We start from the raw sequence: 18,000 nt of genomic DNA on the forward strand, positions 1-18,000 counted from the left end.
AATGTGCGCGGCACGCACAACGGCGTGTTGCACTATACAATCGGTCAACGGCGCGGGATTGGCATCGGTGGCTTGGCCGATCCGCTCTACGTGGTCAAACTCGACGTGGACAAAAAGCAGGTCATCGTTGGGCCCAAAGAGATGTTGGCCACGCGCAAAATTCCCGTCCGCGAGATCAACTGGCTTGGCGATGAGCCGTTTATGTCGCGCGAGGAATGGCATGTGTTGGTGCGCGTGCGCTCCACCCGCCCGCCGCGCGAGGCGATTATTCGCCCGATTTCAGACACCGAAGCCGAGGTAGAATTGATTGTCGCCGAGGAAGGCGTCTCACCTGGTCAGGCCTGTGTGTTTTATGATGACAACAGCACACGGATCTTCGGTGGCGGTTGGATCTGGCGCGGCTATTGAGCATCGTTCAACATGCCCCTTGCGCAGAATCGACAAGAGGGGTTAACATTTGCTCCGTATCGATTGAGGAGTTGTTATGCTTAAAAACGTCGTGCTCGCTTTTTCCATTTCTATCAGCCTTTTAACAGCGTTACCTGCCGCATCCGAAACTCGCGAAGAACGCCTTGCAGTCGCCACTGAATACAATGAATTGGCCATTGCGGACATGGATATGACCCGTGTGATCTCGCAAATGTATCTGCCAATTTTGACGCAAATGCGCGCCAGCGGGCGGACCGTCACCGAGGCTCAGGAAGCCGACATTCAAGATCTATACATGGAGGCCTTCGAGCAGCCTATGTATGAGGTCATGGGCGAGACATCAGGCATTATGGCCGATATGTTCACCTTGGATGAAATCGTCGCGCTGCGTGATTTCTACAAAACCGCCGAAGGGCGCGCAGTCATGGTCAAAATGCCCGATATGATCGGCGCACAGCAACCGATGATCATCGAAATGGTCACTGCAAAAATGCCGTCCGTTATGGAGCAACTTCAAGACATTTTGGAACCGAAGTAGGAGATTTAGGTGACAAGCGCCGTGGGGGTGGCGTCACGAAAAACGAGACATTTACGTGGGGTGCAAACAAAACGCGCCTTTTTAACGACGGAGTCATATTGATGATTCAATGTCAAAGTTGCGGCCTCGCCATGCATAAAGATCCAATGGGCGGCGGCACCGAAGCCGATGGCACAAAATCCACGTCATTTTGTTCCAATTGCTATAACAACGGCGAATTTACAGCCTATTTCAGCACAGCCAAGGAAATGCAGGCCTTTTGCAAAAGGCAAATGCGCAAAAGCGGTGTGTTGACCCCTGTCGCTTGGGTTTTCACCCAACAAATCCCTTTTTTAGAACGATGGAGAGAGGATTAACGGGGCGCGACGGTCGCTCCGAGCCCGTCTAAAATCGCCCGCGCCGCTCGCAAACCAGGAGCCTCGCCTGCGCGTCCAAGCCGCTGCATCGTCAGATCAAGGGCTTCGGCTTGTGCAGCGGGCGTTTCCATCAGGCGGGTGAGCGCAGGTGCAATTTTTTCGGCGGTGCAGCGTGATCCCAAAAACTCTGGCACCTCTCGCGTCTCGCTGACAAGATTAACCAATGTCACCGTGTCGATCTGCAATTTGCGCGAAACGATATACTGTGTGAGCAGGTTCATACGGTAAGCGATGACCATCGGTGTATCACTCGCCGCCAGCTCCAAAGACACCGTGCCACTTGCGGCCAATGCGATATCAGCGGCCTTGAATGCCGCACGGCGCTCTTGGGTATTCTCGGCGGGGATCAAGATCGGATCAATCTCCCACTGCGCGACCTGTGCGCGAATACTCTCCATCGCGCCGAATGCCACGGGCAATGCGAACCGCGCCTCGGGATGGGCGCGTGCGAATTGATCCAATGCTGCGCCAAAGACGGGGGCCAATCGGGCGATTTCGCCCTCGCGCGATCCCGGCAAGACGAGCACGACAGGCGCCTCACCAATCCCGTGATCCTCGCGAAACGCGCGTACATCGCTCGGGGACGCCACGGCTTCGCTCACCACAGGATGGCCGACAAAGTCACAGCGCAGCTCGTGGGCCTCGAAATACGGCGGCTCGAACGGAAACAACGCCAAAACCTGATCCACCCGCGCGGCCATCTTTTCGGCCCGCTCGGGACGCCACGCCCACACTGTCGGGGCCACGTAGTGACACACCCGAATATCCGAGCGCGCCTTTATAATGTCTGCGACCCGTAGACAAAAATCGGGACTATCGATGGTAAGGACGACATCAGGGTGCCACGACACCGCGACCTCGGCCACTTCGCGGATGCGGCGTTTGAGGTGAAAATACTTGGGCAGCACTTCGAACAGACCCATAAGCGACAGCTCTTTCATGGGAAACAGGCTCTCAAGCCCCTCGCCCGTCATCAGCGCGCCACCCACACCGCGAAATTCCACGTCCCCCGCAAGCCCGCGCAATCCGGCCATGACAGCCGCGCCCAATCGGTCGCCCGATGCCTCGCCGGCAATCACAAAGACCTTGAGTGGTTTGGACACAATCGCCCCCGTCATATCGCGTGCAAGAACAAACCTGCCTCCTCAACCCGCGCTTTCACGCCAGTTCGGTCCAACACAATGACACCGCCCGCAGGCACAACAAGACCGCCAAGCCCCGCCGCAATCACGGCCTCAATCGTTTCAAGCCCAATGGTCGGTACATCAATGCGCAGATCTTGCCCCGCTTTGGGCGCTTTGACGAACACACCGCGCGCACGGCGCAAATGCGCAGGGGTCGCGGCCACAAACTCAAGCATCGCATTGGTCCCTTGAAGGGTCTCAACCCCAAGCATCTGACCGCCCGCGCACACGGCCCCTTGCCCGACATCCAACGGCGACAGTGCCTCCAACACCGCATGCGCGCGCGCCGCATCACTCACATCGGTCGCGGAGGGTTTACGCCCCCACAGCGTGCCCGCAGGTAACGCCAAGTCGGGACAAATCTCAATCGCGGAGCGAATGGCGAACCCTTGATCCTCAAACACCGCGATTACCTCGCGCAACAGCGCATCGTCGCCCTTGCCCAGACACGTAGCCAATCGCAACGCGTGACGATCCAAAAGCACGGGGTTCACCTTTGGCCGCGCCATAGCCCCCGCAAAGGTTACAGCTTCAACACCGCGTGATTTCAACTCTTTGAACAACTTGCCGAGTTTTTCGATCCGCGCCGAGACATGATCAACGCCCGCGGGGACGGCCACATCCGTCAATGTGACATAGACAGGGGTATCAAGCGCCGCTGCCAAAACCTGCGGCAACTGCCCTGTCCCTGCGATAATCGCCGTGCGCGTCACAGTTGCCATGAGGAACCTCAGTTCGGGGTTAAAAAGCCACGGTCGCTATCCGCCATGACAAAGGCCACCATCGCACGCACATAATCGCTATCAAAGTCGTCGCTCAAACGCGAAGCGCGCTCTTTGAACGATCCCTCGCCTTGTTTGAGCATCTGGAACGCAGCCCGCAATGCATTGATATCGGCGCGGTCCACACCCTTGCGCTTTAGCCCGACGAGGTTGAGACCGTCCAACTCCGCGCGTGGCCCCTGGACCAGGGCATGGGGCAAGACATCCGCCGTCACCATGGACAGCGCGCCAATGATTGCCCCTTTGCCGATCCGCACAAACTGATGAATGCCCGACAATCCGCCGATGATCACATCGTCCGCGATCTCGCAATGTCCCGCCACAGCGACCGAATTGACCAAGATGACACGATTGCCGATCTGGACATCATGCGCCACGTGGCAACAGGCCATGAACATCCCGTCATCGCCAATGCGCGTGACGCCACCGCCGCCCTCGGTCCCAAGGTTCATCGTGACGTATTCGCGAATGCGGTTACGCTTACCAATGACAAGCGACGTTGCCTCGCCCTTGAACTTCAAATCCTGCGGCACCGCCCCGATTGAGGCGAATTGAAAGATGACGGTCTCGTCGCCCACCTGCGTGTCACCACCGATGACCACATGCGACTTTAGCTCGACCCCTTGGCCAAGCGTCACATCGCCGCCAACAAGGCAAAACGGTCCGATTTTACAGCCCGCGCCGATCACAGCGCCCTCCTCGATCACACTGGAGGGATGGATGTTCGCGCTCGGATGAATGCTCATCAGATCACCCTTTCGGAAGGTCCATCATCGCGGTGAACGATGCGGTACAAGCAATCTCGCCATCGACATCAGCACTGCCCTCGAATTTCCACACCTTACCGCCACCGCGTTTGGTGGTCACATTGAGGCGCAAGACATCGCCGGGCACAACCTTGCGGCGGAACTTGCAGCTATCAATCCCCATGAAATACACCAGAAAATCCTTGTCTGCGAGGTCTTGGTCAACGCCGACCATCACGGCGGCGGCCTGTGCCATCGCCTCGACAATCGTGACACCCGGCATGATCGGGGTGCCCGGAAAGTGACCCATGAAATGCGGCTCGTTAAAGGTCACATTTTTGATGCCTGTGCAGCTTTTGGAGCCGTCGATATCAATCACCTTATCCACCAATAAAAACGGGTAGCGATGTGGAATAATACGTTGAATCAATCCGATATCGGCGGTTTTAAGATCAGTGCTCATAGGATGTGTCCCTCTTGGTCTTTTTTTCTTTCGTCGCAGGATTTCAAATCCCTTCGACGGTCTGTTATGTTGCGTCCGTAGACGACAGTCCTGCCTTCCTATCAAGGAAAGCGGGGTGGTGACAAGAAAACCGTTGCCCCGCGGGGGGCAAGACACGCCCCTTATTCAACGGCTGCGGACCCGTCCGAAGCCTCATCGTCCGGTGTGACAGGCGCGTCGGCAAGTGCCGCATCCACGGCAAACTGGGCGTCAAGACGGCGGATAATCTCCGTCGAGACATCAATCGCCCCTGACATCAAATAAACTTGCTGTCGCTCGAACACGACAATGGCGCGCACTTCGCGCGCCACGGAGGTCAGAGCCGCGTTCATCTTTTGCTCGACCTCTTCAAGTCCAGAATTGTAGAGCGTTTGGATATCGTTGGCTTTGCGGTCCTGCGCGGCACGCACCGATGTTACTTTTTGATCAAAGGCATCCGCCTTTTGCACAAACGCCTCTTCGCTCAAGGTCGGGCGGAGTGCGGAAATCTCTGCCTCTTCAACTTCAAGAGCGGCGTATATGTCATTGTTTTCTTGAACTAATGCATCTCGGGTCTGTTGGATTTCCGCCTCGAACGCTTGGCCCAACTTGCTATCGGATAAGATGCGCGAGCGGTCAAACACCAAGACGGGCAAAACCGTTTGCTGCGTGCTTGTCGCAGATGGTGCCACAGATGTCGCGGCCTCTTGCGCCGCCACGGGTCCAAACCCGACACAGCCAAGCACGATCCCTAAAAGGACCGTGCCACGGGTTGGCCACGACATCCGGCGCATCCTTAGAATTCCGTCGAGATGGTCAGGTCAAACGACTGCTCTTTGTCGAAATCTTGTTTGTCCAACGCCTTGGAGAAGTTAAAGCGTAGCGGCCCGATGGGCGTGATCCAAAAGATCGACGCACCAGCAACGGTGCGGAATGTGCGATCCGCGCTCCCCGCCTCGATCCCGGTCTCATTGTCCAAGCCCCAAACCGCGCCGTGATCGAGGAACACGCCGCCCTTGATCCCGTACTCCTCAGGCAAGCCAAGCGGGAACTGCGCCTCAATGCGGGCCACGGCATAGAAATTACCACCCAAAGCCGCATCTGTCGCACCGTCACGCGGGCCGATGCCACCGGGTTCAAACCCGCGAAGAACATCGGAGCTGTTAAAGAACCGATCATTGACCATCGTGCCATCGCTCGACGAAATTGCACCGCCCTCGATCACACCAAGCAAGTTGACCTGATCATTGAACACCTTCATCTGGCCGCGCACTTCGGCGGTTGATTTCACGTATTTGACGTCGCCGCCCAAACCCGCGAACTCTTGGCCAAACGAGAGCAACACACCGGCGTCGGGGTTCAACCCGTTGCGGCGCGTATCAAAGGAATAGGTGTAGCCCGCTGACTGCGTGGACACGCGGCCTTTGCTCAAATCGGTGGCGATCAACGAGGGTAAGGTCGCGTTGTCCGGATTGCTCATCTCGGACAAATCAAACCGATAATCAAGACGCAAACGGCCGCGTTCGGACACGGGGAATGTCAGGCTTGGCGTCACATAGGCCGTGCGCGTTGTGTGCAGTGCATAAGACGGCTGGGTCGAGGCAAGTCCAATGCCAAAGCCCAAGGCCACATCACGCCCGAGGAACGCAGGCTCGACAAAGTTGAACCGCAAGGTGCCGTCATCAAGTTTCGTCGTCAAATCCGCCGAAACCGTCTGGCCACGACCAAGGAAGTTACGCTCTGAGAAGGACGCGACAAGATTGACGTTATCCGACACGGAATAGTTTGCACCAAAGCTGAAGGAGCCAGTGGGCGCCTCTTCAACGTTCACATCGACCACAACCTGATCGGCGCTCGATCCCTCGCGGGCGTTCACATCGGCATTGGAAAAGAAATTCAGCGCCCGAATGCGGCTGGCCGCCTCGCGAATTTCACGCGGATTGAACGGGTCGCCCTCAACAATACGGAATTGGCGGCGCACAATACGGTCAAGGGTGGTTGCGTTGCCTTCAATATCGATCCGCTCGACGAACACCCGTGGGCCTTTACTCAAGACAAACTCGACATCAAGTGTCAAGTCGCGCTGGTTGCGCGTCACACGTGGCTCGACGCGGACAAAATCAACGCCGTTGTCCTGTGCCATTTTCTCAATACGCGCAATGACGTTTTCAATCGCAACAGGCGAATACGTCTGACCCGCGCGCAGGTTCATCGCACGCTGGTAATCTGCGGCGTCCACACCATCGATCTGTGAAACGATTGTAGTGTTGGCAAAGTCGTAACTTTGTCCTTCGCGCACCGAGAAGGTTACGAAATGCGCATTGCGTTCGCGCGAGAACTCAGCGTTGGCGCTTAACACGGAAAAATCGACATAGCCGCGTGAGGTATAAAAATCGGTGAGCACGCGCTTGTCAAAGCCGATGCGCTCCTCGTCATAGGTGTCGCGGCCGACGATAAACCGCAAAAGGCCCGCTTGTTTGGTCGCGAGAACGCGGCGCAAACGTGCATCCGAAAACGAGCGGTTGCCAACAAACGACAGGCGCTCAACTTCGACGCCCTTGCCCTCTGTCACGTCGAACACAACGTCGACACGGTTGCCGGAGCGGCGGATGATCTGGGGTGTGACGGTTGCGATCAACTGGCCTTTGGCCGCGTATGCTTCGGTAATGGCGGCAGCGTCTGCCTCGGCCACGGAGGGTGAAAACACGCGGCGCTCGCTTGTACGGATCAATGATCCCAAGGCAGCATCATCAATCGTGCGATTGCCCTCAATATTCACGCGAGAGACCACTGGAAATTCTGTGACCTTGATCGCCAACCGATTGCCACCCGGAACAATCTCGACACTTTCGAACAGACCGGAGGCAACAATCCGCTGATAGGCATCGTTCAAAGCGGCCGCAGAGACCGGCTGACCGCGAACGATTCCCGCGTAGGACAGGATCGTATCGGACCCAACGCGTGTATTGCCCTCGACCACAACCGAGGAAAACGCGTAGTCTTGCGCGATCGCGGCGCGCGGAATGACCGTGTAAGCCGTTGTAGTTAAGGCCAAAGCCGACAAAGATAGCGCAAGGGCTTTGCCCGCGCCGCTCATGAGCCGCTTGTCGGTGTCACGCGTGATATTTTTCATGGCAGATCTCGTTATGGCCCCAGTGTCCAGATTGAGTATCGTGAAAGGCCCCTCTTGTCAAAACGCAGCCGTTAAAACCGACACAAAAAAGGCCCCCAAATCGGGAGCCTTGCAAATTGCGAATTTCAATGTGTTTTCACGGGCATCACCGGTGCGGGCGCACCGATACAAGCGCCTTACAAAAACAGCGTCCCAAAGAACGATCCGGCCACCAATGCCACGGCAATTGTCGCGCCGTACAATAGCCGATCGGTGTTCAATGACGCCAGATAGGCGAGACCGTGATACCCTGAACGAAGAGCGGTCATATGAAGCCTCCTTGTGATGAAGCAAAGTGTGGGTCCGAGGGTGTGACGCGGGACCACGCCCCACATCTCAATCATGCTTCCCATACTTTAGGATAGGAATATGGCAAGAATTAGACCGTTTCGAAAAACGTGCCGAAATCTCCCTGCCCGCGCGCTTATTTGCACAAGAAGTCGGCGGCCAACCCCATAGACATGAAAAAGAGCACGACCACGAGCCCAAACCCCATCATGATCCCCACCGCGCGATCCGGCAACGGTTTGCCGCGCACAGCCTCGTAGGCATAAAACACGAGGTGGCCCCCATCCAATACAGGGATCGGGAACAGGTTGATCAACCCAATCGCCGTGGACAAGAACGCAATCACGCTGATGTAGCTGTCGATTCCCTGACTTGCCATTGTGCTCACAGCGCCTGCCATGCCCACCGCACCTGTGAGGTTGCACGCGGAGATATTGCGCACGACCATATTATAAAGGCCCGACAGGCTACCGGTAATAACCGACCAAACGCCCTCGACCCCGTGAACGAGCGCCTCACCAATGCCCACAGGATCGGTGGCTTGGGTGTAGAGCGTGGCGCCGTAAATCCCGATCAGCCACCGCGTCTCGAACCCGCCGTCATCGGCGGGAATATCGCGGCGCCGCGCAGTCATTGTGCTGTCAAACGTCTCGCCATCGCGCCACACGGTCAGCGTCATTTCACGCCCTTCGGCGGCGGCCACGGCATCGCGCAATTCATAAAAGCTGTTGAGGGTCACACCATCAATCGTGGTGATCACATCGCCGACATCAAGGCGGGCATCGCGCGCCGCCGACTTGGGGGTGATACCACCCACGATCACAGGAAAGGGATGTGGACCTGTGACAACAACCTGCGCGCCGCCCCGTTCAACTGTGTAGTCCATCTGCGCGGTGCGTGGCAAAGTCTCGATAAAAGTGCCCATTTGCGACAACTCGGGGACGGCCACGCCGCCAATTGCGACAATCGTATCGCCGCTTTGCAACCCCACCTCAAACGGCACAGGCTTGACCTGTGCGATTTCAAGCGTGTCTTTGACTTGGCCTGTGGACAACGACAGCCCCGCGAACACCAAAGCCGAGAAGATGAAGTTGAACACCGGTCCCGCCGCCACGGTAAGCGTGCGCGCCCAAAGCGGAGCACCAGGCATTGTGTGGCGCGCCTCATCGGGGGCCATTCCGTCAACCGCGTGGGCGTCAGGGGCCGAGGCCGCATTGGCATCGCCCGCGAATTTTACATATCCGCCCAACGGAATAGCAGCGATTTGCCAGACCGTACCGTCTTTGGCGGTGCGCTGCACGAGCGGTTTGCCAAAGCCCAGTGAGAACACATCCGCTTTGATCCCGCACCACTTGCCGACGATGTAGTGGCCGTACTCATGCACGGTGACGATGATCGACAAAGCGATGATAAACACCACCACCGTAAAGGCGGAGTTTCCGAAAACGGCGGATAGGTTGGATAAATCCATAGTAAAATCAGTTCCTTGTCTCACGTATCACGCGCAGTTTCACTCGCGCAAATCATCACAACATCTCGCCCTCGACAATATCAGGCGCGCGCGACTGCCGCGCGAACGCGGGCTCGCGCTTCCTTATCGGCTTCGAGGACGGTATCCAAGGTTAATGCGGCATTTCCAAGGCTCGCGGTGGATGACATTTGGTTGAGGACGCTCTCGACATGCCGCGCCATATCCAAAAATCCGATCTCGCCTGCGATAAACGCATCAAGTGCGGCCTCTTTGGCGGCATTGAACACGGCCCCCGCCAATCCGCCAATCTCCATGACATCGCGCGCCAAACGCAGCGCGGGAAAACGCACCTCATCGGGAGCCTCAAAGCGCAGGCTGCCGATTTTGGCCAGATCAAGCCGCTCGACTGGCAAATGACGCCGCTCGGGCCAGTGAAGCGCGTAACCGATCGCATGGCGCATATCAGGTGCGCCCAAATGCGCCATCAGCGCGCCATCCTTGAACCCGACAAGCGCGTGCACATATGATCCCGGATGCACGAGCACCTCGATCATATCGCCGGAAAATCCAAAATATTCATGTGTTTCAATGATTTCGAGCGCCTTATTGAACATCGACGCGCTATCAATCGTGATCCGTTGCCCCATATCCCACGAGGGATGCGTGCAGGCCTGCGCCAGTGTCGCCCCTGCCAATTGCTCAAGGCTCCAGTCGCGAAACGGACCACCCGAGGCGGTGATAATGACGCGCTCGACTTCGGCGCGCTCTTCGCCGACCAGCCCTTGGAACACCGCCGAATGTTCGCTGTCGACGGGTAAGATACGCGTGCCGTGCGCGTGTGCTTCGCGCATCAACAACGGCCCAGCGGTCACAAGGCTTTCTTTATTCGCAAGTGCCAAAGTTGTCCCGTGTTTGAGCGCGTGTAACCCAGGCGCAAGCCCTGCCGCGCCAACAATTGCGGACATAATCCAATCGGCGGGACGATCCGCCGCCTCGATCAAAGCATGCGCACCCGCCGCCGCGTGGATGCCCGATCCGGCAAGCGCATCCTTGAGCGCGGGGAGTTTGTCCTCATAGGCCGTCACCGCCACTTTAGCGCCCAAAGCACGCGCATCATGTGCCAATAGGTCTACGTTCGCGCCCCCCGTCAGGGCAACCACATCATAGGCCTCGCGGTCGCGACGGATCAGATCAATAGTGGATTGGCCGATGGACCCCGTGGCGCCAAAAATGGAGATGCGTCTCATAAATGGTCCTTAAATTGCGTAGAGGATACACCCGAGCATGACCACGCTCGCCGCCAAAAGCGCGTCGAACCGATCAAGGACACCGCCGTGCCCTGGAATGATGTTGGAGCTGTCTTTCACGCCCATACGCCGTTTCAAAGCACTTTGTGCGATATCGCCCAATTGCGAGGCAAACGACATCGCCACAGAAAACAACACAAACCCCGTCGATGTCATGTTGGAAATCGGGGCAACTGTGCCGACGACAAGCGCCAAGACAGCAACGCCGCCCCACCCGCCGAGCACACCCGCCCATGTCTTTTTGGGGCTAATGGACGGCCAGAATTTTTTGCCGCCCACCTTGCGCCCGACCAAATAACCCAAGCTGTCGGTCACAACCACAAGAGCAACAAGGTAGCCCACACCGTAAGCGCTAAATCCGACATATAGAAAAATCAAACCAACGGCGGCCAAACAGACGAAAAACGCATAGCCCGACAAGGCAAAGAAATCAGCAAAGCTAAAGATGCCCTTTGCGGATTTGGCGCGGCCCATGTGGACCAATTCCCAAATTCCAATCAACGACACGGCACACACGAGTGCGCCAAACACCAACGATCCCGCGGCAATCGCGACGACGCCGACCATGAGCATGACAGCCGCCGAGGCAACCCGCACACCCAAATCGCCCCATTTTTCGTGGATCAGGTTCAAACGTTCACTCCGCCAAAACGACGATCTCGCACGCCGTAGCGGCTGAGGACATCCGCAAACACGTCCGTGGAAAAGTCCGGCCATAGCGTGTCGATAAATTCATATTCCGCGTAGGCAGATTGCCACAACAAGAAATTCGATATCCGTGCTTCGCCAGAGGTGCGGATCACCAAATCGGGATCGGGCAACACCCGCGTGTCGAGATAGGCGGTGAGCGTGGTTTCATCGACCGATTCCGCATCCAACGTGCCCGCAGCCACGTCACGCGCCATGTCTTTTACCGCGCGAGCCACCTCGTCGCGCCCGCCGTAGTTGAGCGCAATGGTCAAATGGGTCACATCATTGTCTTTTGTTTCGGCCTCAAGGTCGTCCATCAGATTGGCCAACTTACGGTCAAGGCGCACACGGTCCCCGATGAACCGCACCCGCACGCCCTCTTTTTTGAGCGACCGCATTTCGCCGCGAATATATGTGCGAAAGAGCGACATAAGACCCGCCACCTCGGTTTGGGTACGCTTCCAGTTCTCGGTCGAAAAGGCAAAAATGGTGAGGTATTTGACGCCCTGCGCCGGACAGGCCCGCACAATCTCTTTGACGCGTTTGGCCCCTGCATGGTGGCCGAACAGACGCGGCTTGCCACGCGATTGCGCCCAGCGCCCGTTCCCATCCATAATGATGGCCACGTGCTTTGGTCCTTGTGGTGTCTCAATCATATCGCTCCACCCTCTAAACACATGACCCGTTTGCCATGTTCAAATACACAAATAAAGTAGTCTCGTCTAAACCTTACGACCTGCAACCGTGCAAAATAGCACGGCCGCGCCCGCCACAACGACGCGCGCGGCAACAGCCCGCTTAAACCTGCATAATTTCGTCTTGCTTATGATCAAGCATCTCGTCGATCCGTTTGATATGGGTGTTGGTCATCGTCTGGACCTCTTCTTCCCATAGCTTTTGGTCGTCCTCGGACATGCCGTCCGCCTTGGCCTTTTTGATCTGCTGCATGCCGTCTTGGCGCACGTTGCGGATGGCCACGCGTGCGTGTTCGGCGTAGCCCCCCGCCACCTTTGTCAATTCGCGGCGACGCTCCTCGTTCAGCTCGGGGATCGGCAACATGATGATTGTGCCGTTGAGTTGCGGATTGATGCCCAAACCGCTTTCGCGAATGGCCTTTTCAACCTTGCCCACCAAACCCTTGTCCCAAACATTGATCGTAACCATGCGCGGCTCTGGCACGTTCACGGTGCCCACTTGGTTGATCGGGGTCATCTGACCATAGGCATCCACCATGATCGGATCGAGCATCGAGCCGGATCCGCGTCCCGTGCGCAATGATGCGAATTCCGTGCGCAGGTTGGCCAATGTCCCGTCCATGCGGCGGTTCAAATCATCGGTGTCGAGAATGAAATCTTCGGACATGGTGTGTCCTCCTTGCAGTATGGCTTTGATCCCGCTCCAAGACGTGATCACAAGCGGACCGAGCGGGGTTTCATGCGTTTTTACGGTGTCGCGCCCCGATTGTATAGCCGCTTTTGCGCGTCGAGCACACGCGATTGCCCATCGCCTCGTCAGACCTAATTTAATCGAATCCTAACGCTGTTGCGCTATCGGAATCAGTATGATTGTCACAACAAGCACAATGGTTTTCATCGGCACGTTGCCGAGTATCGATCCGACCGAAGGGAATTCGGTCGCCGAAAACGCGACAGCAATCAGTGGCACCTACACACAAGCCTCTGGTCTCGAAGTTGTAGACATCTTTAGCTATGACGATGATGATTCAGGCAGCATCTATAACGACGACTTCACGACAACCGACTATGTGACGTATACGCAAGGCGGCACCGCGTATTCTCAGGTGCTCGACACGACAATTCCATACAATGCCAACGTCACTGAGGTCGACGGAACCATCACGACGCTTGTGCTCGTCGTCTCTCAAATGCAAAACGGCGACACATTCGTCGTCGACCTTGATGGCGTTGGAGAGTTAGACAACCTCAAGATTAAGTCGATCGAACTGACCACGCCAGTGTCATCAGAAAGCGGGGGATACTACACTTGGCATACTATTTCGAATTCATCCGTAGTTTGCTTTGCCTATGGAACGCTGATTGACACGCCAAACGGGCCGCGCGCGGTCGAGCAATTGAAGCAAGGCGATCTGATCACAACGCTTGACCACGCGGCCCAGCCAATTGCACAAACCATCACCCGCAAATTGATGCGGCCCGCGCGTAATGCTCCGATTTGCATCGCACCGCACGCCCTTACAGCCATCGGTCAGCCACACGGACATGCGCCCTTGCGAATATCGCCACAGCACAGGCTGTTGTTGAACGCGCCCAACGAAACCGATTGGCCATCACAAGTGTTGATTGCGGCGCGCCACCTGCTCACTTTGGACGGCGTGACACAGGGCGTGCCTTTTGTTCCGGTGAGCTATGTCCATTTACGTTTGCGCCGCCATGAAATCATCTACGCCAACGGATTTCATGCAGAGACGCTCCTACTTGGCGCGCAGACCTGTGACATCCTTGGAAATATAGACGTCGTACTCTCGGACGCTGCTTGGCGTGCCGCCATACCCGCACGCTCTATCTTGAACGCAAAACAGGCGCGCCGCTTCCTCAGTGAGGCCGCGCGCACGCCTGCGTTGTTCTCTCAAAAGGCGCGGTGAGCGCTACTTGACCGTTGTGTAGGTGCCCTTCCCCTCAAGGATGGACCGAAACCCGCCGGGTGCATCCAGTGGAAAGACGATAAGAGGCAGATTATTGTCGCGTGCCAATGCAATGGCGGAGGCGTCCATGACCTTGAGATGCTTGGACAACACCTCATCATAGCTCACCGTATCATAGCGCTTGGCATCTGGGTTGGTTTTCGGGTCTTTGTCATAAACCCCGTCGACACCGTTTTTGCCCATAAAGATTGCTTCGCACGCCATCTCATTGGCGCGCAGTGTCGCGGCGGTATCGGTGGTGAAATAGGGATTACCCGTGCCCGCGGCGAAAATGCAAATCCGCTTTTTCTCTAGATGGCGCACGGCGCGGCGGCGAATATACGGCTCGGCCACTTCGTTCATTGTGATCGCGGAAATCACGCGGGTGTTGATGTTGAGCGCCTCAAGGGCGGCTTGCATCCCGAGCGCGTTCATGACGGTGGCGAGCATGCCCATATAGTCCGCTGTGGTGCGTTCCATCCCCTGCGCAGACCCTTGCAGCCCGCGAAAGATGTTGCCGCCGCCGATGACCATACAAATCTCGACCCCCATGTCGTGTACGGTTTTCACCTCTTTGGCGATGCGCTCAACCGTTGGCGGATGCAGACCAAAGCCCTGATCGCCCATAAGCGCCTCGCCTGAGATTTTTAAAAGCACACGTTTGTACTTTATGGACGGGTGATCGGGTTCCGCGTCGTTCATGGCTTGACCTCGCCTTACATGTCATTGATTGCGCGCAAAATGATCTAAAACCGCTGGAGGTTCAATGCGCCCTGTGAGAAAAATACAAACAAGCGGCGCTAAAACAGACGCATAACGCTACGTTTAGCGGCCCAAAGGACCGATACACCATGATCCCCCGCGACCTTTCCCCTGATCAACCCGTCTTGATCGCCGGTCCGACCGCGAGCGGAAAATCCGCGCTGGCCTTGGAAATTGCCCAGACACAAGGCGGCGTAATCGTGAATGCCGATGCCCTACAAGTGTTTGAAAACTGGCGTATTCTTTCGGCCCGCCCGTCCCGCGAAGATGAGGCTCTCGCCCCGCATGCCCTGTATGGTCATATCGGTTTTGACGCCCCGTATTCTGTTGGGCATTGGCTGCGCGATGTCGCACCCTATCTGACCGGTCCGCACCGCCCTATCGTTGTGGGTGGCACGGGACTTTATTTTTCGGCCCTCACCGAAGGCTTGGTCGATATCCCCGCCACCCCACCGCAATTGCGCGCCACGGCTGATGCACGGCGCATAACCGAAGGTGGCCATGCAGGGCTTTTGGCAGACCTTGACGCCGAAGACCCGCAAACGGCACAAAAGATAGATCGCCTTAATCCAATGCGGGTTCAGCGGGCATGGGAAGTTTTGCGCGCAACGGGGCGCGGTCTAGCCGCATGGCAGGCAGACACGCCACCCCCGCTTTTGCCAGTCTCGTCGACCTACCCCATTGTGATGGATGCCGACCGCAATTGGTTGGCCGCGCGAATCGAAACACGGTTTGAACATATGATTGCAGGCGGCGCATTGGCCGAAGCAGAGGCAAACTTGCCCAATTGGAACCCTGCGCACCCCTCCTCAAAGGCCATAGGCGCGCCCGAATTGATGGCATATCTGCACGGAACCTGCGATTTAGCCGCCGCAACCGAGGCCGCAACCATCGCAACACGGCAATTTGCCAAACGTCAGCGCACTTGGTTTAGGGCGCGCATGCGCACCTACCACAAGATATCGTTGCCCTAACCACCTGTCGTGGCAACGCGGCAAGATGCCGAACTACGCCATTGAAATTCCACAATTAATTCTTTGACTCACGCCAACTCCTGCGTAAAATTGCACAAATCGAACATGCAACCGCGCCGCACACAACACCGCGCAACAAACCGCAGGGCGAGATCATGGCAAACCGAATTTTTCACACGCCCCCCTTGGGTAATCTGAGCGACACGCCGCACCACGCGCGGGACGTGCAAACGCCTGTGGTCATCAGCGCCTCAAAACCCCGCACATCTAAAGCGCCGAAAATCCCCGACATCCCGATGCCCCCCGCCTACCGCGTTGAACCGCTTGCCCGCTACAATGGCACCTCTACGGTCAGCGGCCACGGCGATAAATGGCGCACACAGGCGATGCGCTCGCACCGCTCGCCCAGTTTGTTTTGGTTCACGCGTGGTCAGGGCCGCTTCACAATGTCGGGCATCACGCGCGGGTTCGGACCGCATAATCTGATCTTTTTGCCGTCCCGCACGATGTACGGGTTTGAGCCGATTGGTCAGATTTCGGGCTACATCGTCCACCTGCCAGACACGGACCAAATCGCGCTCCCCGATGAGCCATTACATTTGCGCTTTACCGAAGTGGTGCAACAAAACGAGATTACGGGTCTGATCGACGGCCTCGCCCGCGAGATCGACAACGATCTGCCCGGACATGAGCGCGCCCTCGCCCTGCAGGGGGGATTGATTTCTGTTTGGCTAGAGCGCCAGATGTCAGTGATGCCCGACAACGCATTGACGCCAGATGCATCGCGCCGCCTTGTGGCGGCCTTCACCGCTCTCATCGAATCCCAGTTTCGCGCGCACCATAGCGTGTCGCATTACGCCGCCGCCTTGGGGGTAACGCCCACGCATTTGACGCGGGCCTGCAACATTGCCAACGGTCATGCCGCCTCAGTGCTTTTGGCCGATCGCATTCATTTCGAGGCGCGTCGCCTGCTCAAAGAGACGGACTTGCCCGTCAAAGACATTGCACACAAATTGGGGTTTCAATCGGCCGCCTATTTTTCGCGGGCGTTTCAAAAGGTGACACATGTCACCCCGCGCGGGTTTCGCGCATCGCGCTAATACACACGCGAACGACTTTGGATCAGGCCGTGCATTGCGGCGACCTAGCTGCCCCAGATGATCCGGACATAGTTGCGGGTCTCTTTGTAGGGCGGCACCCCCCCATATTTTTCAACAGCTTGCGGACCCGCGTTATAGGCGGCAAGCGCTAAGCGCCAATTGCCAAATTTTTCATACATCATACGCAGATACCGCGCGCCACCGGACAGGTTTTGCTCAGGATCATTGATATTCACCCCCAAAAGCCGCGCCGTTCCGGGCATTAATTGCGCGAGACCCGTGGCCCCTGCGTGACTACGCGCCGTTGGGTTCCAACCACTTTCTTGTTGTACCAAACGTAAAAAGAGATCGGACGGCACACCGTGACGGCGCGCCGCATCGCGCGCAACCGCCAACCACGGACCCGAATAACTGCCGCCATACGGCAGACCGACACGGCCCGCCGTGAAGCGTTCTGGCTGCAAATTGATTGAGGAGGAATATTGCTCTGCTGCGCGCCCTTCGAGCACCGAAAGCTGTGAAGCATAGATAGATGTGCGATTTTTGGTGGAGAAAATATCGCCTGCTGCTACCGGCGTCGCGTATAGGCAGACACTTATCATTGCGCCAAAAATGGCGTTTAATATGGTCTTTCGTCGAACTTGCATTGCGCCCCATCCCTCGTCAATCCACACAGCGAATATAGGAAGGTGCTTTGTATTCGCCAAGGGGCTACGGCGCCGCATCGGCGCGCGCCCCGCCCAATCATTGGATTTTCGCCTTTCAAAACGGCCCCCACAGTGATGTAACGTCTCAAAGAGAATCTAACTTGGAGACATGGGTATGGCTGGTTCGGTCAATAAAGTGATCATCGTTGGCAACTTGGGGCGTGACCCTGAGGTGCGTACATTCCAAAACGGCGGCAAAGTCTGCAACCTGCGCATTGCCACATCCGAGAACTGGAAAGACCGCACAACAGGCGAGCGCAAAGAGCGCACCGAGTGGCATTCTGTTGCTGT

Annotated in this window: 21 protein-coding genes; 7 read left to right on the forward strand and 14 right to left on the reverse strand. The window is 57.0% G+C overall.

All coding sequences use genetic code 11. The features are described from left to right. The 3 genes from ACTG34_RS00230 to ACTG34_RS00240 all read left to right on the forward strand — a co-directional run. Positions 1-408, forward strand: a 408-nt coding sequence (locus tag ACTG34_RS00230) for an aminomethyltransferase beta-barrel domain-containing protein (RefSeq protein ID WP_439103051.1), incomplete at its 5' end; no start/stop codon positions are given. Positions 409-484: 76 nt separating this feature from the next. Next, on the forward strand, positions 485-967 hold the full coding sequence (locus tag ACTG34_RS00235; RefSeq protein ID WP_439103052.1) for a DUF2059 domain-containing protein: 483 nt from the start codon (positions 485-487) through the stop codon (positions 965-967). Between the two features lie 101 nt (positions 968-1,068). Then, positions 1,069-1,323 (forward strand): zinc ribbon domain-containing protein, encoded by a 255-nt coding sequence (locus ACTG34_RS00240; RefSeq protein WP_439103053.1) that lies wholly within the window; start codon positions 1,069-1,071, stop codon positions 1,321-1,323. On the opposite strand, the gene lpxB is transcribed toward ACTG34_RS00240, so the two are convergent. The 12 genes from lpxB to frr form a co-directional block, all read right to left on the reverse strand. Continuing rightward, a complete protein-coding gene (lpxB, locus tag ACTG34_RS00245) occupies positions 1,320-2,501 on the reverse strand; it encodes a lipid-A-disaccharide synthase (RefSeq protein WP_439103054.1) in 1,182 nt (393 codons plus the stop codon). The two genes, ACTG34_RS00240 and lpxB, sit on opposite strands and share 4 nt — an antisense overlap. Then, positions 2,498-3,289 carry an LpxI family protein gene (locus ACTG34_RS00250; RefSeq protein ID WP_439103055.1) on the reverse strand — a complete coding sequence of 264 codons (792 nt, stop codon included), beginning with the start codon at positions 3,287-3,289 and terminating at the stop codon, positions 2,498-2,500. Before ACTG34_RS00250 ends, lpxB begins: the two co-directional genes overlap by 4 nt. A gap of 8 nt (positions 3,290-3,297) precedes the next feature. Beyond that, positions 3,298-4,095, reverse strand: coding sequence for an acyl-ACP--UDP-N-acetylglucosamine O-acyltransferase (gene lpxA / locus ACTG34_RS00255; protein ID WP_439103056.1), 798 nt, complete (start codon positions 4,093-4,095; stop codon positions 3,298-3,300). A gap of 4 nt (positions 4,096-4,099) precedes the next feature. Further along, positions 4,100-4,558, reverse strand: a complete 459-nt coding sequence (fabZ, locus tag ACTG34_RS00260; RefSeq protein ID WP_062215416.1) for a 3-hydroxyacyl-ACP dehydratase FabZ — start codon at positions 4,556-4,558, stop codon at positions 4,100-4,102. A gap of 161 nt (positions 4,559-4,719) precedes the next feature. Continuing rightward, positions 4,720-5,361, reverse strand: coding sequence for an OmpH family outer membrane protein (locus tag ACTG34_RS00265; protein WP_439103057.1), 642 nt, complete (start codon positions 5,359-5,361; stop codon positions 4,720-4,722). A gap of 11 nt (positions 5,362-5,372) precedes the next feature. Then, the gene (bamA, locus tag ACTG34_RS00270; protein WP_439103058.1) at positions 5,373-7,709 is read right to left on the reverse strand and encodes an outer membrane protein assembly factor BamA; all 2,337 of its coding nucleotides are present in this window, start codon (positions 7,707-7,709) and stop codon (positions 5,373-5,375) included. A 176-nt stretch (positions 7,710-7,885) separates the two neighbouring features. After that, positions 7,886-8,017, reverse strand: a complete 132-nt coding sequence (locus ACTG34_RS00275) for a hypothetical protein (RefSeq protein ID WP_256209970.1) — start codon at positions 8,015-8,017, stop codon at positions 7,886-7,888. A gap of 155 nt (positions 8,018-8,172) precedes the next feature. After that, positions 8,173-9,507, reverse strand: a complete 1,335-nt coding sequence (gene rseP / locus ACTG34_RS00280) for an RIP metalloprotease RseP (protein WP_439103059.1) — start codon at positions 9,505-9,507, stop codon at positions 8,173-8,175. 80 nt (positions 9,508-9,587) lie between these two features. Beyond that, positions 9,588-10,754 (reverse strand): 1-deoxy-D-xylulose-5-phosphate reductoisomerase, encoded by a 1,167-nt coding sequence (gene dxr / locus ACTG34_RS00285; RefSeq protein WP_439103060.1) that lies wholly within the window; start codon positions 10,752-10,754, stop codon positions 9,588-9,590. Positions 10,755-10,763: 9 nt separating this feature from the next. Beyond that, positions 10,764-11,447 carry a phosphatidate cytidylyltransferase gene (locus ACTG34_RS00290; RefSeq protein ID WP_439103061.1) on the reverse strand — a complete coding sequence of 228 codons (684 nt, stop codon included), beginning with the start codon at positions 11,445-11,447 and terminating at the stop codon, positions 10,764-10,766. Next, positions 11,444-12,160 carry a polyprenyl diphosphate synthase gene (gene uppS, locus ACTG34_RS00295; protein WP_342842310.1) on the reverse strand — a complete coding sequence of 239 codons (717 nt, stop codon included), beginning with the start codon at positions 12,158-12,160 and terminating at the stop codon, positions 11,444-11,446. Before uppS ends, ACTG34_RS00290 begins: the two co-directional genes overlap by 4 nt. 142 nt (positions 12,161-12,302) lie before the next feature. Continuing rightward, positions 12,303-12,866 (reverse strand): ribosome recycling factor, encoded by a 564-nt coding sequence (gene frr, locus ACTG34_RS00300; protein ID WP_439103062.1) that lies wholly within the window; start codon positions 12,864-12,866, stop codon positions 12,303-12,305. Between the two features lie 199 nt (positions 12,867-13,065). On the opposite strand from frr, the gene ACTG34_RS00305 reads away from it, so the two are divergent. Continuing rightward, positions 13,066-14,127 carry a Hint domain-containing protein gene (locus ACTG34_RS00305; protein ID WP_439103063.1) on the forward strand — a complete coding sequence of 354 codons (1,062 nt, stop codon included), beginning with the start codon at positions 13,066-13,068 and terminating at the stop codon, positions 14,125-14,127. Positions 14,128-14,130: 3 nt separating this feature from the next. Here the strand turns inward: ACTG34_RS00305 and pyrH are convergent, their stop codons facing one another. Next, positions 14,131-14,868, reverse strand: coding sequence for a UMP kinase (gene pyrH, locus ACTG34_RS00310; RefSeq protein ID WP_062215432.1), 738 nt, complete (start codon positions 14,866-14,868; stop codon positions 14,131-14,133). Positions 14,869-15,017: 149 nt separating this feature from the next. Between pyrH and miaA the strand changes: the two genes are divergently transcribed. Both miaA and ACTG34_RS00320 read left to right on the forward strand, forming a co-directional pair. Then, positions 15,018-15,902: a tRNA (adenosine(37)-N6)-dimethylallyltransferase MiaA gene (gene miaA / locus ACTG34_RS00315; protein WP_439103064.1), complete on the forward strand. Its 885-nt coding sequence runs from the start codon at positions 15,018-15,020 to the stop codon at positions 15,900-15,902. Between the two features lie 155 nt (positions 15,903-16,057). Beyond that, on the forward strand, positions 16,058-17,002 hold the full coding sequence (locus tag ACTG34_RS00320; RefSeq protein WP_439103065.1) for a helix-turn-helix domain-containing protein: 945 nt from the start codon (positions 16,058-16,060) through the stop codon (positions 17,000-17,002). Positions 17,003-17,046: 44 nt separating this feature from the next. On the opposite strand, the gene ACTG34_RS00325 is transcribed toward ACTG34_RS00320, so the two are convergent. Then, positions 17,047-17,649, reverse strand: coding sequence for a lytic transglycosylase domain-containing protein (locus ACTG34_RS00325; RefSeq protein ID WP_439103066.1), 603 nt, complete (start codon positions 17,647-17,649; stop codon positions 17,047-17,049). A gap of 175 nt (positions 17,650-17,824) precedes the next feature. On the opposite strand from ACTG34_RS00325, the gene ssb reads away from it, so the two are divergent. Next, positions 17,825-18,000 (forward strand): single-stranded DNA-binding protein (gene ssb, locus ACTG34_RS00330; RefSeq protein WP_439103110.1); only part of this gene is annotated, 176 nt, incomplete at its 3' end.

The sequence above is a fragment of the Celeribacter marinus genome, from assembly GCF_965656515.1.
Classification (GTDB): domain Bacteria; phylum Pseudomonadota; class Alphaproteobacteria; order Rhodobacterales; family Rhodobacteraceae; genus Celeribacter; species Celeribacter marinus_D.

Bases quoted from the DNA above. Each gene is read 5' to 3' on its own strand.
- ACTG34_RS00235 (WP_439103052.1), top strand. From the start codon at position 485: ATGCTTAAAAACGTCGTGCTCGCTTTTTCCATTTCTATCAGCCTTTTA.
- ACTG34_RS00240 (WP_439103053.1), top strand. From the start codon at position 1,069: ATGATTCAATGTCAAAGTTGCGGCCTCGCCATGCATAAAGATCCAATG.
- lpxB (WP_439103054.1), bottom strand. From the start codon at position 2,501: ATGACGGGGGCGATTGTGTCCAAACCACTCAAGGTCTTTGTGATTGCC.
- ACTG34_RS00250 (WP_439103055.1), bottom strand. From the start codon at position 3,289: ATGGCAACTGTGACGCGCACGGCGATTATCGCAGGGACAGGGCAGTTG.
- lpxA (WP_439103056.1), bottom strand. From the start codon at position 4,095: ATGAGCATTCATCCGAGCGCGAACATCCATCCCTCCAGTGTGATCGAG.
- fabZ (WP_062215416.1), bottom strand. From the start codon at position 4,558: ATGAGCACTGATCTTAAAACCGCCGATATCGGATTGATTCAACGTATT.
- ACTG34_RS00265 (WP_439103057.1), bottom strand. From the start codon at position 5,361: ATGTCGTGGCCAACCCGTGGCACGGTCCTTTTAGGGATCGTGCTTGGC.
- bamA (WP_439103058.1), bottom strand. From the start codon at position 7,709: ATGAAAAATATCACGCGTGACACCGACAAGCGGCTCATGAGCGGCGCG.
- ACTG34_RS00275 (WP_256209970.1), bottom strand. From the start codon at position 8,017: ATGACCGCTCTTCGTTCAGGGTATCACGGTCTCGCCTATCTGGCGTCA.
- rseP (WP_439103059.1), bottom strand. From the start codon at position 9,507: ATGGATTTATCCAACCTATCCGCCGTTTTCGGAAACTCCGCCTTTACG.
- dxr (WP_439103060.1), bottom strand. From the start codon at position 10,754: ATGAGACGCATCTCCATTTTTGGCGCCACGGGGTCCATCGGCCAATCC.
- uppS (WP_342842310.1), bottom strand. From the start codon at position 12,160: ATGATTGAGACACCACAAGGACCAAAGCACGTGGCCATCATTATGGAT.
- frr (WP_439103062.1), bottom strand. From the start codon at position 12,866: ATGTCCGAAGATTTCATTCTCGACACCGATGATTTGAACCGCCGCATG.
- ACTG34_RS00305 (WP_439103063.1), top strand. From the start codon at position 13,066: ATGATTGTCACAACAAGCACAATGGTTTTCATCGGCACGTTGCCGAGT.
- pyrH (WP_062215432.1), bottom strand. From the start codon at position 14,868: ATGAACGACGCGGAACCCGATCACCCGTCCATAAAGTACAAACGTGTG.
- miaA (WP_439103064.1), top strand. From the start codon at position 15,018: ATGATCCCCCGCGACCTTTCCCCTGATCAACCCGTCTTGATCGCCGGT.
- ACTG34_RS00320 (WP_439103065.1), top strand. From the start codon at position 16,058: ATGGCAAACCGAATTTTTCACACGCCCCCCTTGGGTAATCTGAGCGAC.
- ACTG34_RS00325 (WP_439103066.1), bottom strand. From the start codon at position 17,649: ATGCAAGTTCGACGAAAGACCATATTAAACGCCATTTTTGGCGCAATG.